Below are 12867 nucleotides of genomic sequence, written 5' to 3'. Positions count from 1 at the left end.
GTAGGCTCCTGGGCAAAATAAAGGAGGAGGCCGCCCCGCGGCCGGGGGACATTTGCACCAGGGGCCTACCGGCGGCTACGGGGCCCTCACGCTCGCGACCGGCCTGATCGGAGACGCCCGCCGAACCAAACGGCGCCTGCACACACGGCCATACGCGAGAGGCGGCAGGTACTCATCGTGGAGCGGTGAATGCACGATGCCTACCGCAAAACTGGGGCCCGCGTGATCCACAGCGCCAGCGCCCCAAGCACCAATCCGGCAAGTACGTCCAGCAGATCGTGCTGCCAGGTGGTCACGGTCGACACCAGGATCAGGCCACAGGCGCCGTGCCACAGCCAACGCAGGGGCGCCGCGTCGGCCTGCAACCAGCGCCGCCATGCCTGCCATACCAGCACCCCAACCGCCGCATGCAGCGACGGCGCCATGTTGAACGGCGCTTCGAAGGCCCGGAGTTGTGCGAACAACAGCCCGCTCGCGCCATCCGGCTGTGGCACTACACGGACATTGCCGGTCGGCCAGCACACGAACGCGAGCATGCAGGCGGCCTGCACCAGGGCGATGGCCAGCGCATGGCGGCGCAGGGCCGATCGGGTCGGGAAGATGAAGAACGTCAGCGGGTACAGCAGATTCAGCGCCAGGTAGGGCCAGATCGTCCACGCCCAGAACGGGATCGCATCATCCCAGCGCCCGTGCAGGCTGTAGGTATGGGACTGGCTGGCGGCCCATTGGTTGGTCCAGCTGTAGCCATGGATGAACATCGCGCCGAGCAGCAGCATCCACAGCATCGCCTCGCGCCAGGGCGGCTGGGGGACCGGAGCGGTGGCAACAGGCGGTAGGGGCACGCGCGCACCGTAGCAGAACGTGGCCTGCCTGTTTGCCGCTATTCTTGCGCTTTCGCCGATACAGGGACTGTACGCAGTGGCAGCAGCAGGCAGTCAGGAACACGCAGGCCCGCACGCGGACGCACCGCGCTGGACGCGCAATCCGGCCTGGGCCCTGTTTTCGCAGACCCATGCGCAGCGCCAGCTGCTGCTGGTCTCCGGTGGCGCCGATGAGGTGTACGTGGTGGATGAGGCCGATACGCCCACCGTCGTCGAACGGATCCTTGGCCACTGGGAAAACGACACCCTGGCGGCAGTGCAGGACGACGCTGACTGCGGCCCGGCGATCCGCCAGTTGATGCGCCTGGGTGTGCTGGTGCCGGTGGCGGCCGCGCGCAGGGTGCAGCGCTATGCACTCGATTGGCTCGGCACGCCCCTGCCCGGGTTGGCCGACGCCTTCGACCAGCATGCCAGCGCGGATCTGCAGCGCATCGATGCGCCCGCCGAGGCCGACCTGCGGGTGCTGGTCCGGCACGGGCTCGGCTGGGAACAGGCCTTGGCCCGCTACCGCGCGCAGATGCCGGCACAACCGCATCTGCTGGTGGACATCAGTTATCACCACACACTCGCGCTCGGTCCCTATGTGGTGCCCGGCCAGACCGCCTGCGTGTATTGCCTGGGCAACCGCGTGCTGCGCCGCTGGGGCGAAGCCGTCGTGCCGGCGATGCCGGCGGTCGCAGCGCAGCCGGCGCGCATCGCGGCGCTGGTCGCGCCGCTGCTGGATCAGCCCGCCCTGTTGCTGGGCTATCTCGAACGCAGCGTCTGGCTCGACCTGCATCGCCTGCACGGCGAGCGCGACCGGGTGCTGCGGCTGCCGTGGTGCCCCGCCTGCCAGGGCGGCGAGGCCGCAATGGCGGCGCCGCTGTCCTTGCCCTGGGACCTCCAGCGCCCGTGATAATGTGGCTTACGCGCCGGGCGTTTCCGCCTCGGTCAATGGAGTGACCGTATGTATCGCCTGCCGACCCAGTTCGATGCCAGTGCCTCGCGCCAGGACCTTGCCGCCGCAGGTGGGGGCTCGACCTCGACCACCTGCAGTTCCTGCATCGTGACCCTGCTCGGCACCTCGGTGTTGTCGGCGGTGGTGCTCGGCGGGTTGGAACCGATCGCGCCCGCGGTCGCTGGCAGCGAAGCACGCGCCACGGTCGATACCGTCGCAACGGACACCGACCTCCACACCCCGCCACCGGCCTCGCTGCAGGAACCGGCCATCACGCCGGATCCGGACCTGGCCGCGCCCGCCACATCGGCCGCGCCGGTGGTCGGGATGAGCCGCACGGGGCGGATACTGCTGGGGCTGTTCGCCTTGCCGCTGGCAGCCGTCGGCGGCGGCATTTTCATGGGCACCGCCAACCCGATCTTCGGCCTGTTCGTCGCCGTCGGGCTGTATGTCGGCCTGTACGCCTTCGTCTACGAACGCTCGGGGCGGTCGTTCGGGCGCGGCATCGGCATCGGCATCGCCCTGCTGCTGGGCCTGTTCGCGGTCGGCGCGCTCGAGATGATGCTCTGGCTGAGCGTGATGAAATGAGCCGCTCCGCCGTCGATGCGGCGGAGCCCGGAACGCCCACGCTGTCTTCGTACCTGCTGCATGGCGCGGCGCGTGCGCGCTGCGGTCTGGTGCGGCCGGCGCAGGCCATCGACGCCAGCGCCTGCGATTGGACCGGCCCGCTGTTCGAGGGTCGGCGCGTGCACAATGCGGCCACCCCGGCCGACCCGGCCAATCCCTGGCAGGGCGTGTCAGGCGCGGTCGCACTGGATGCCGATGCGGCCGCTGACGGCGCAATCGCCGAGGCACTGGAGCGGCTGGCCGCGGCGCAGGCGGGATTCGAGGTGCGCCGCCGGGATGCGCTGACGCCCGCGCAACGCCTGGACGAATCGGCCTTCGCCTTGTTCTCGGCACGCCAACGTGCGACCCCCGGCTTCCCGTGGCCGATGCCCGAACACGACGGCGATCTATTCGCGGCGGTGCATGCGCTGGATGACAACCGCGAGGCCTGGGTGCCGCAGGAACTGGTGGGCCTCGGGCCGCGCAGTGGTGTGGCGCGCGTGCCGTCGACGTCCAGTGGGCTGGCGGCCTGGCGTGATGGTCACGATGGCGCGTGGCTGGCGTTGCTGCGCGCGGCCCAGGAGCTGCTGGAACGCGATGCGCTTGCGGTGACCTGGCTCAATGGCGTGGCCGGCCGGCGCATCGCGCTGCCGGCGCACTGGCACGCCCATGTGGACGCGCGCGGCGGTGAACTGCAGGCGTTCGACCTGACCCAGCACTGGAACCCGCACCCGGTGATCGCGGTCGCCGGCGGCATCCCGTTCAACGGCCGCCCCCGCTACGTCCTCGGCATCGCCTGCCGCGCCGATCCGGGCGAGGCACTGCAAAAAGCACTGCTGGAATGGCAGCAGGCACTGACCTTTGCCGCGCATCTGTGTGGCCGCGAAAGCGCCCGGCTGCCGCGTGAACCCGCCGCGCTGCGCAGCTTCGACGAACATGCCGCCTTCTACACCCTGCGCCCGGCGCTGTGGCCACAGGTGCCGCTGCTGCGGGCGGCGGACGACAGCACCTTGAAGCTGCCCCCGCCGGGCGCGGCGGTCCGCCCCGCCGCGCCGCGCGCGATTGCCGAGCTGGACATGCTGCGGCGTCGGCTCGGCAGTGCCGGCATCGCGCTGTACTACCGCGAGTTGACCACGACCGATGTGGCGGCGGCCGGACTGCGGGTGATGCGGGTGCTGTCGCCGCAGCTCAGTGGTCTGCATGCCGACGAACGCGCACCGTTCCTCGGCGGCCGGTGCCAGGACGTGGCCTGGCGGTACCCCGGCGTGCCGCACAGTGGCGCGTTTCCCACTCCCTTCCCGCATCCATTGGGCTGATGCACGAGGTCCGCATGCCGTCACCGCCCTCCCCCTGGCACGATGCCCCGCTGTTCCATCTGTTCTGGCACAACGGCGAACTCAATCCAGCGCGCGCCGAGGTGATGCGCACGCGCATCGCCGAAGATGCCGCACGCCCCTGGTCGCCACCCCGCCCGATGCATGCGGCCGCCGGCATCGCCCTGCCGGACCCGGTGCATCCCGGTGACGCCCTGGCGCAGCGCCACAGTGGCCGCCGCTTCGGTGACGCACGCTGGGGCGCGCAGGAGCTGGGCCGCGTGCTCGCCCCGCTGCGGGCCCGACCCGGCGACAGTGACACCCGGCGCCTGCCGTCCGGTGGGGCCAAGTATCCGATCCAGGCCTATGCCGCGCTGTACGGCGCCGACGATGCGATCGCCGCAGACCAGGGCATCTGCTGGTACGACCCGCTGCAGCATGCGCTGGTGCCGGTGGCGCCCTGCCCCGCGTGGCCAGCGCTGGCCAGGTTGCTCGGCGTGGACTGGTCGGAGCGGCCGGCGGCCGTGCTGTTCCTGATCGCCGAGCCGGCCGGCACGCTGACCAAGTACGGCGAGCGCGGTGGCCGCTTCGTGTTGATCGAGGCCGGGGTCTGGTTGGGCGCGCTCGGGCAGCAAGTGGCCGCGATGAACGCCGCCGGCTGCGCGATCGGCTCCTTCGAGGATGCCGCGGTGCTGGCCCTGCTCGGGCTCGACCCACAGCGGCATCTGGCCGTGTTGGCCTATGCGTGTGGTCCGGCGCCTTGACCACCGCCGGCGTCGCAGCACCCAACTCCCCAGCATCCCCGTCCACTGGGGGCGGAGGAACCAAGGGTCAAGCATATGCTCATGACCGGAGCGCATCAGGCCCTTCCGGATCGGCCTGAACAGGCAGTCCCCGCGCGCGGCCGGCACGGCCGGGGCGTTCTACAATGCGCGCATGCAGATTGGCCCCTACAACATCCAGCCCAACGTGGTGCTGGCGCCGATGGCCGGTGTCACCGACAAGCCCTTCCGCCTGCTGTGCAAACGGCTGGGCGCGGGCTTGGCCGCCTCGGAGATGACCATCTCCGACCCGCGCTTCTGGACCACCCGCAAGTCGCTCCACCGCATGGACCATGCCGGCGAGCCGGACCCGATCAGCGTGCAGATCGCCGGCACCGAGCCGCAGCAGCTGGCCGAAGCGGCGCGCTACAACGTGGACCACGGCGCGCAGATCATCGACATCAACATGGGCTGCCCGGCCAAGAAGGTCTGCAACGCGTGGGCCGGGTCGGCGCTGATGCGCGATGAGGACCTGGTGGCCCGCATCCTCTCCGCCGTGGTGCAGGCGGTGGACGTGCCGGTGACGCTGAAGATCCGCACCGGGTGGGATTGCGACCACCGCAACGGCCCGCGCATCGCGCATATCGCCGAAGACAGCGGCATTGCCGCGCTGGCGGTGCATGGGCGCACGCGCGACCAGCACTACACCGGCCAGGCCGAGTACGAAACCATCGCCGCGATCAAGGCCGCGCTGCGCATTCCGGTGCTGGCCAACGGCGATATCGATTCGCCGCAGAAGGCGGCCCACGTGCTCGCCGTGACCGGCGTGGATGCGGTGATGATCGGCCGCGCCGCGCAGGGCCGGCCCTGGATCTTCCGCGAAGTGGCGCATTACCTGGCCACCGGTGAACTGCTCGCCCCGCCCTCGCTGGACGAGGTGCGCGACATCCTGCTGGGCCACCTGCACGCGCTGCACGACTTCTACGGCGAGCCGCAGGGCGTGCGCATCGCGCGCAAGCACCTGGGCTGGTACGCCAAGGACCGGCCGGAGAATGCCGCCTTCCGCGCGGTGGTCAACCGCGCTGACGACGCGGCCAGCCAGATCGCGCTGACCACCGACTACTTCAACGCGCTCGCCGCCGGCCTGCCGCTTGCCCACGCCACTACCGACGCGCACGTTGCCGTTGCCCTTTGATCCGCCGAGCCACGCTCGACGCTACGTGACCCTGCTCCCATGACCCCGCCGATCACCGCCCCCACCTACCTGCACGGTTTCTCCGATACCGAGCAGCACCGCCTGGTCACCCAGGCCCGTCTGTTCGAATCGAGCATCTTCAGCGGCATCGACTACAGCAACGCCCAGCGGCTGCTGGAAGTGGGCAGCGGCGTCGGCGCGCAGACCGAGATCCTGCTGCGCCGTTTCCCCGAGCTGCACGTCACCGGGGTGGACCTGAGCCAGGCGCAGCTGGACACCGCACGCGCCAACCTGGAAAAGACCCCGTGGTGCAGCGAGCGGTACACCCTGCAGCAGGCCGATGCCGGCGACCTGCCGTTCGGCCCGCGCCAGTTCGATTCGGCGTTCCTGTGCTGGGTGCTGGAACATGTGCCGTCACCGGCGCGCGTGCTCAGCGAAGTGCGCCGCGTGCTCGCCCCCGGCTCGCCGGTGTACATCACCGAAGTGATGAACGCCTCGTTCCTGCTCGACCCGTACTCGCCGCACATCTGGCGCTACTGGATGGCGTTCAATGATTTCCAGTACGACCACGGGGGCGACCCGTTCGTCGGCGCCAAGCTCGGCAACCTGCTGCTGGCCGGCGGCTTCCGCGACGTGCACACCGAGATCAAGACCATCCACCTGGACAACCGCGAGCCGGCGCGGCGCAAGACCATGATCGCGTTCTGGGAACAGCTGCTGCTGTCGGCGGCCGACCCGCTGCTGGAGGCCGGGCTGGTCGATCGCGACACCGTGGACGGCATGCGTCGGGAATTCAGCCTGGTCCAGAACGACCCCAACGCGGTGTTCTTCTTCTCGTTCGTGCAGGCACGCGCCACCGTTTACTGACCCACCGCTACGTGGTTCCCTTCTGCTATCTGTTTGAGCCAACCGGTTAGAATCGGCCTCAGGTTGGTGCCCAGGAAAGGCGCGCGCCAGATCCTCGCCGTGCTGCCACTGCAGTCGTGGTGCACCGAGTTCTGCGCCCGAAGGGAAGCCACATGAAAGAACGCACGTTGGCCGGAAATGTCCGGCTGCCACAGCCCGCCCATGACACCGGCCTGTTGAGCGGGCTCGATCCGCGCCAGGCGCGTATCTGCATGGCGGTCATCGCGGTGCTGTGCGTGCTCTATGTGGTCTTTGCCCTGACGCCCTCGTCCTACGCGATGGCCAGCGAGTACCTGGGGCTGGCACCGATCGAACCTCTGCTGGGCAGGGCGCGCGGCATCCGCATGGACGAATGGATGGTCTACACACCCTACGTGCAGATCGCCGTGGCCAACGACTTCGGCCCGACCAACGCGTTTTCGCCGTACCACGAGACCCTGCGCTCGTTCCAGGCGTTGCCGCTGCTGGACTGGGGGCTGCCGTTCAAGCCCTACCACTGGGCCTTCTTCGTGCTGCCGCCGGCCAACGCCTATTCCTTCTTCTTCATGTTCATGTCGATGGCCTTCCTGTGCGGCTGGGCCCTGTTCCTGCGCCAGCTGCGGCTGCCGCCGCTGGCCGCGGTGCTGATCGCGCTCACGCTGTATTTCTCGCCCTATGTGCAGGTCTGGTGGACCAGCAACGCCGGCGCCTTCGCGCTTGCACCGTGGGCGGCCGTGGCCTGGCTGCGCATCGACACCCGCTGGCTGCGTATCCTGGCCAGCGCCTACGCGCTGGTGGTGTGGCTGCTGGCCATCGCCTACCCGCCCTTCATCATTTCTGCCCTGCTGACCATGGCCGTGCTGGTGCTGGCATTCCGCCGCGATGCACTGACGCTGCCGCGCCTGTTCGATGCCGCGCTGGCCGGTGCACTGGCCCTTGCGGTGTTCGTCGGCTACTTCCACGACGCAATCGAGGTGATCCGCAACACGGTTTACCCCGGGCATCGCGAAAGTGCGGGCGGTGGCGTCAGCTGGATCACGCTGATGGCCCACCTCTTCCCCAACCTGATGACCCGCGGCTTCTATCCGCTGCCGGCCTTCAACTATTCCAACGCCTGCGAAATCGCCGTGCTCGGCAGCCTGTTGCCACTGTTCACCGCGGTGCTGGCCGACTGGACCAAGGTGGTGCGCTGGGCCCGCGCCAACCGCCTGTCGGTGGCAATGCTGGTCGGTGGCACGCTGCTGATCGCCTGCTGGGTCTTCCTGCCGGTGCCGCTGGCCGTGGGCAAGCTGACCGGGCTGTACATGGTGCCGCCCAGCCGCGCCGTGCTGGCGTTTGGCCTGCTCTTGAACATCGGCTGTGCAATCGTGCTGGTGCAGGGCGGCACGCGCCTGAGCCGCGGCCGCCTGCTGCTGCTGGCCGCACTGCTGGTGATCGGTAGCCTGGCCAAGCTTGCGTTCGGAGAAGGCAGCTTCAGCCGGCTGCACACCACCGCCGATGCCTGGCCGCTGCTGTGCGTGGGCGTGCTGGCCCTGGCCGCACGGCGGCCGCGGCTGGCCGCGCACCCGGCGGCGCTGGTGCTGGCGGTCGCCATGCTGTGCAACGTGCTGATCAACGGCCTGTTCAACCCGGTGCAGTCGGCACAGCCGATCTTCGCCATGGACCGCGACGCCGTGCTCGAGTCCATGCAGGCCCGCGGTGGGCAGCTGGCACCGGACGGTTCGCTGGTCGTGGAAGGGCGGTACGGGGCCATGTTCTCCGGCATCGGCATCCCGGCGGTCAACCACACCCTGTACTTCCCGCAGCTGGCCTACTTCCGCCAACGCTTCCCGTCGATGTCCGAAGAGGCCTTCAACACCACGTTCAACCGCTACCACCATGTGATGGTCAGTGATGTGGTCGAGCCCCGGTCGATGTATGCCGATCTGGTGGAAGTGCCCGCCGCGGCGATGCTGGCCGAACCCTGCACCCAGAAGGTGCCGGCCGACTGCGCGCCGGCGCCGTTGCCGGTCGGGGATGCGCCGTGAAGATCGCTGTCGTCATCCCCTGCTACAAGGTCACCCGCCATGTCATGGACGTGCTGGCGGCAATCGACGACGCCGTGGCCGCCATCTACTGCGTGGACGATGCCTGCCCCGATGGCAGTGGCGCGTTGATCCAGGCCACTTCCACCGACCCGCGCGTCACCGTGCTGTTCCATCCGCACAACCGCGGTGTCGGCGGGGCGATCAAGACCGGCTACCGGGCCGCCATCGCCGACGGAATGGACATTCTGGTCAAGGTCGACGGCGACGGCCAGATGGATCCGGCGCTGCTGATGGACTTCGTGGCACCCATTGCCGACGGCACGGCCGACTACACCAAGGGCAACCGTTTCTGGAACCTCAGCCATATCCGGCGCATGCCCCTGCTGCGGCGGGTGGGCAACCTGATGCTGTCGTTCATGACCAAGGCCTCGTCCGGCTACTGGCAGGTGTTCGACCCCACCAACGGCTACACCGCCATCCATGCCCGCGTGGCCAGCCATCTGCGCCTGGATGCGGTCAGCGACCGCTACTTCTTCGAGACTGACATGCTGTTCCGGCTCAACACCATCCGCGCCGTCGTCCAGGACGTCGCCATGGACGCGCGCTACGCCGATGAGACCAGCAACCTGCGCGTGAGCCGCATCCTCGGGGAATTTGCCTTCAAGCATGTGCGCAATACGCTCAAGCGCATCGGCTACAACTACTTCCTGCGCGACCTGTCCATCGCATCACTGGAGCTGATTGCCGGCCTTGGCCTGCTCGCGTTCGGCAGCATCTTCGGCCTGTACCACTGGATCGCGTCGGCATCCGCCGATGTCACCACCCCGGTAGGCACCATCATGATCGTCATGGTGGCCCTGATTTCCGGGCTCCAGTTCCTGCTGGCCTTCACCGGTTTCGACATCGCCAACGTGCCGCGCCAGGTCCTGCACCGGTCCATCCAGGTCAACCGCGCAGCGCCGCCGGCGGCCCGACCGCGCTAACGCGCGGGCCGCCGCCGGATCAGCGCACGGTGTTGGCCGCTGCGCTGTCGGCGGCCGCCGCCTGGCCATGCGGCGCCTGCCAGATCCGCGCCCACATCTGCGCGAACCGCTGCTTCACCCTCGCCCTGCCCTGTTCGCCTTCGTAGGCCGGGCGCAGCTGCTCGGGCACGATGGCGGTCCACTGCCCGCCCTGCGCACGCGCCACCGCGAAAGTGAAGGTGTAATCCGGCTCCAGGCCCATGCGCAGGTCGCTGAGCAGCAACCGGCCGTCCACCACCTGGGCGCGCATGAAGCCGCGGTTGAACCACTGCAGCCGCTGCACCGCCGGAATGCCCGCCGCCTCGGCCTGGCGCAGCGCCTGCACGTTGGAGGGATAGCCCTGGAAATGCATCGGGCCCTTGTCGGCCACCAGCGAGCGCTCGCCGATGACGTAGCCGCTGGGGGTCATCGCCACCACCTGCCAGAGCAGCGTGTTGAACGGGGTGGCGCACCGAGAAGCGGGGCGCATCGCCCAGCCCCATCGCCGCCAGCGCGCGGTCGGCCTGGCGCTCGACGCTGTGCTTGGCGAGCAGCGACCAGCCCAGGTAGCCGCAGCTGAGCACCAGCCCGGCCACCAGCGCCTTCTGCGCCACCGGGCGGGCGCGGGCGAACCAGGCCACCGCGCAGCCGATCAGCAGCCACACGGTGTACAGCGGGTCGATGATGAAGACGCTGGACCACATGGTCGGCGCCGGGGTGAACGGCCACCACAGCTGGGTGCCGTACACGGTGAAGGCGTCCAGCAGCGGGTGGGTCACCAGCGCCAGCAGAATCGCCCAGAACCAGCGCCCCGGTGCCTGCGCGACCCGGCCATGGCCGAAGCGCTTGAACAGCCACCAGATCAGCGCGGCCACCCAAGGCAGCACCAGCAGCGAATGGCTATAACTCCGATGTTCGGTCATCAGCGCCACCGGGTCGGCGGCGGTGAAGGCCAGCAGCAGGGAATCCAGGTCCGGCAGCGTGCCCAGCGCAGCACCGGCCAGCAGGGCGGCGCGGCGGTGGCCGGCGGGGGCGATGACGGCGGCAACGGCGCCGCCCAGTACGATCTGGCTTAGGGAGTCCATCGGCCGATGGTATAGGGTGTGAAGGTCGGCGTGGCGGCTTCGTGGCTGTCACGCTGGTGGAACACTGGGCCGCGACGCTGGGGCCCAATCGCGTGTTGACGGCCCCTGCGCCGGGCACGCGGGCTTAACCACCGGCAACTCCCCGTGGCGCACAATGCAACGGCGCGACTTGCCGTGTATCATTCGCGCCCATCTTTCCATCCGAATCAAAGGATATTACGCCTGATGTCCAGCTACCTGTTCACCTCCGAATCGGTCTCCGAAGGCCATCCGGACAAGATTGCCGACCAGATCTCCGATGCGGTGCTGGACGCGATCCTTGCCCAGGACCAGCGCGCCCGCGTGGCCTGCGAGACCATGGTCAAGACCGGCGTTGCGATCGTGGCCGGTGAAATCACCACCAGCGCCTGGATCGACCTGGAAGCCCTGACCCGCAAGGTGATCCTGGACATCGGCTACGACAGCTCCGACGTCGGCTTCGACGGCGCGACCTGCGGCGTGCTGAACCTGATCGGCAAGCAGTCCCCGCACATCGCCCAGGGCGTTGACCGCAAGAAGCCCGAAGAAATGGGCGCTGGCGACCAGGGCCTGATGTTCGGCTACGCCACCAACGAGACCGACAGCTACATGCCGGCCGCGATCCACCTGTCGCACCGTCTGGTCGAGCAGCAGGCCAAGATCCGCAAGAAGAAGAACTCGCCGCTGTCCTGGCTGCGCCCGGATGCCAAGAGCCAGGTCACCCTGCGCTATGAAAACGGCGTGGTCTCGGCCATCGACGCGGTCGTTCTGTCCACCCAGCACGCCCCGGGCGTGAAGCAGAAGGACCTCATCGAGGCCGTCCGCGAAGAGATCATCAAGCCGGTGCTGCCGGCCAAGTGGCTGCACAAGGGCACCAAGTTCCACATCAACCCGACCGGCAAGTTCGAGATCGGTGGCCCGGTGGGCGACTGCGGCCTGACCGGCCGCAAGATCATCGTGGACACCTACGGCGGCTGGGCCCGTCACGGTGGTGGTGCGTTCTCGGGCAAGGATCCGTCCAAGGTCGACCGTTCGGCCGCTTACGCTGCCCGCTACGTCGCCAAGAACGTGGTGGCGGCCGGCCTGGCCGACCGTTGCGAAGTGCAGGTCTCCTACGCCATCGGCGTGGCCGAGCCGACCTCGATCTCGGTCACCACCTTCGGCACCGGCAAGATCAGCGATGACAAGATCGAAAAGCTGATCCGCAAGCACTTCGACCTGCGCCCGTACGGCATCATCAAGATGCTGGACCTGATCCACCCGATGTACCAGCAGACCGCCGCCTACGGTCACTTCGGCCGCAAGCCGAAGGACTTCAGCTACCTCAACGCTGCTGGCGAAACCGTCAACGCGACCGCCTTCTCCTGGGAGAAGACCGATCGCGCCGCCGCCCTGCGTGCGGATGCGAAGTTGAAATAATCAATCGGTAGAGCCGACCGTTGGTCGGCTGGCCGCGCGCAGCGCGGCAATGATCGAAATAAACGACGGGCCGCGAAAGCGGCCCGTCGTCGTTCGGGCACCCCGCCCAGCCGACCAACGGTCGGCTCTACCGGGCGGGCAACCGGCGCTACACTGCCGCCATGTCCGAATTCAAATCCAACCAGCTGTCCATGACGGTGTTGATGTCGCCGGAGATGGCCAATTTCTCCGGCAAGGTCCACGGCGGCGCGATCCTGCGGCTGCTCGACCAGGTCGCCTATGCCTGCGCCAGCCGTTATGCCGGCCGCTACGTGGTCACCCTCTCGGTGGACCAGGTGATGTTCCGCCAGCCGATCGCGGTCGGCGAGCTGGTCACCTTCCTGGCCTCGGTCAACTACACCGGCACCTCGTCGATGGAGATCGGGGTCAAGGTGGTGGCCGAGGACATCCTCAAGCGCAGCGTGCGCCACGCCAACAGCTGCTTCTTCACGATGGTCGCGGTGGACGAAGATGGCAAACCCACCGCGGTGCCGCCGCTGCAGCTGGAGACCAGCGACGAACGCCGCCGCCACGCCGCCGCGCTGATCCGCCGGCAGCTGCGCGAAGAGATGGAGCAGCGCCATCTGGAGCTGCTGGCGTCCAACCCGCCGTCGCCGGAATAACCCACCGCGGGTAATGGCTGTTGGTCGGTATGGGGCGCCTTCATTGCCGGGCATCGCGCGCCATGACCAACGGTCAT

Annotated in this window: 11 protein-coding genes and 1 pseudogene; 10 read left to right on the top strand and 2 right to left on the bottom strand. The window is 68.6% G+C overall.

Features of this window, described 5'->3' with window-relative positions; genetic code table 11:
• Positions 1-200: 200 nt before the first annotated feature.
• Positions 201-776 (bottom strand): phosphatase PAP2 family protein, encoded by a 576-nt coding sequence (locus ACZ0AE_RS03325; RefSeq protein WP_463600393.1) that lies wholly within the window; start codon positions 774-776, stop codon positions 201-203.
• Positions 777-918: 142 nt separating this feature from the next.
• Between ACZ0AE_RS03325 and ACZ0AE_RS03320 the strand changes: the two genes are divergently transcribed.
• The 8 genes from ACZ0AE_RS03320 (at position 919) to ACZ0AE_RS03285 (ending at position 9588) form a co-directional block, all read left to right on the top strand.
• Positions 919-1776 (top strand): hypothetical protein, encoded by an 858-nt coding sequence (locus tag ACZ0AE_RS03320; protein WP_463600392.1) that lies wholly within the window; start codon positions 919-921, stop codon positions 1774-1776.
• Positions 1777-1827: 51 nt separating this feature from the next.
• Entirely contained in the window at positions 1828-2406 is a 579-nt protein-coding gene (locus tag ACZ0AE_RS03315; RefSeq protein ID WP_463600391.1) for an Asp23/Gls24 family envelope stress response protein, read from the top strand.
• Entirely contained in the window at positions 2403-3740 is a 1338-nt protein-coding gene (locus tag ACZ0AE_RS03310) for a YcaO-like family protein (RefSeq protein WP_463600390.1), read from the top strand. The genes ACZ0AE_RS03315 and ACZ0AE_RS03310 overlap by 4 nt, the downstream gene beginning before the upstream one ends.
• A gap of 14 nt (positions 3741-3754) precedes the next feature.
• Positions 3755-4501, top strand: coding sequence for a SagB/ThcOx family dehydrogenase (locus tag ACZ0AE_RS03305; protein ID WP_463600389.1), 747 nt, complete (start codon positions 3755-3757; stop codon positions 4499-4501).
• Positions 4502-4673: 172 nt separating this feature from the next.
• Positions 4674-5693 (top strand): tRNA dihydrouridine synthase DusB, encoded by a 1020-nt coding sequence (gene dusB / locus ACZ0AE_RS03300; protein ID WP_463600388.1) that lies wholly within the window; start codon positions 4674-4676, stop codon positions 5691-5693.
• Between the two features lie 39 nt (positions 5694-5732).
• Positions 5733-6560, top strand: coding sequence for a methyltransferase domain-containing protein (locus ACZ0AE_RS03295; protein WP_038690467.1), 828 nt, complete (start codon positions 5733-5735; stop codon positions 6558-6560).
• A 152-nt stretch (positions 6561-6712) separates the two neighbouring features.
• A complete protein-coding gene (locus tag ACZ0AE_RS03290) occupies positions 6713-8605 on the top strand; it encodes a DUF7657 domain-containing protein (RefSeq protein ID WP_463600387.1) in 1893 nt (630 codons plus the stop codon).
• On the top strand, positions 8602-9588 hold the full coding sequence (locus tag ACZ0AE_RS03285; RefSeq protein ID WP_463600386.1) for a glycosyltransferase: 987 nt from the start codon (positions 8602-8604) through the stop codon (positions 9586-9588). The genes ACZ0AE_RS03290 and ACZ0AE_RS03285 overlap by 4 nt, the downstream gene beginning before the upstream one ends.
• Positions 9589-9607: 19 nt before the next feature.
• On the opposite strand, the pseudogene ACZ0AE_RS03280 reads toward ACZ0AE_RS03285, so the two are convergent.
• Positions 9608-10691, bottom strand: a pseudogene (locus ACZ0AE_RS03280) (metal-dependent hydrolase).
• Positions 10692-10916: 225 nt separating this feature from the next.
• On the opposite strand from ACZ0AE_RS03280, the gene metK reads away from it, so the two are divergent.
• Together metK and ACZ0AE_RS03270 are read left to right on the top strand one after the other, a co-directional pair.
• Positions 10917-12128 carry a methionine adenosyltransferase gene (metK, locus tag ACZ0AE_RS03275; protein ID WP_141059170.1) on the top strand — a complete coding sequence of 404 codons (1212 nt, stop codon included), beginning with the start codon at positions 10917-10919 and terminating at the stop codon, positions 12126-12128.
• Between the two features lie 161 nt (positions 12129-12289).
• Positions 12290-12790 (top strand): acyl-CoA thioesterase, encoded by a 501-nt coding sequence (locus tag ACZ0AE_RS03270; RefSeq protein ID WP_038690474.1) that lies wholly within the window; start codon positions 12290-12292, stop codon positions 12788-12790.
• Positions 12791-12867: the final 77 nt, after the last annotated feature.

Source organism: Stenotrophomonas sp. AC248, assembly GCF_979258185.1.
The sequence above is the reverse complement of the archived record's forward strand: the minus strand, read 5'-3'. Positions and strand labels throughout refer to the sequence as shown.

Excerpts from the sequence above, each read along its gene's own strand:
- ACZ0AE_RS03325 (WP_463600393.1), bottom strand. The coding sequence starts at position 776 with ATGCTGCTGCTCGGCGCGATGTTCATCCATGGCTACAGCTGGACCAAC.
- ACZ0AE_RS03315 (WP_463600391.1), top strand. The coding sequence starts at position 1,828 with ATGTATCGCCTGCCGACCCAGTTCGATGCCAGTGCCTCGCGCCAGGAC.
- ACZ0AE_RS03310 (WP_463600390.1), top strand. The coding sequence starts at position 2,403 with ATGAGCCGCTCCGCCGTCGATGCGGCGGAGCCCGGAACGCCCACGCTG.
- ACZ0AE_RS03305 (WP_463600389.1), top strand. The coding sequence starts at position 3,755 with ATGCCGTCACCGCCCTCCCCCTGGCACGATGCCCCGCTGTTCCATCTG.
- dusB (WP_463600388.1), top strand. The coding sequence starts at position 4,674 with ATGCAGATTGGCCCCTACAACATCCAGCCCAACGTGGTGCTGGCGCCG.
- ACZ0AE_RS03295 (WP_038690467.1), top strand. The coding sequence starts at position 5,733 with ATGACCCCGCCGATCACCGCCCCCACCTACCTGCACGGTTTCTCCGAT.
- ACZ0AE_RS03290 (WP_463600387.1), top strand. The coding sequence starts at position 6,713 with ATGAAAGAACGCACGTTGGCCGGAAATGTCCGGCTGCCACAGCCCGCC.
- metK (WP_141059170.1), top strand. The coding sequence starts at position 10,917 with ATGTCCAGCTACCTGTTCACCTCCGAATCGGTCTCCGAAGGCCATCCG.
- ACZ0AE_RS03270 (WP_038690474.1), top strand. The coding sequence starts at position 12,290 with ATGTCCGAATTCAAATCCAACCAGCTGTCCATGACGGTGTTGATGTCG.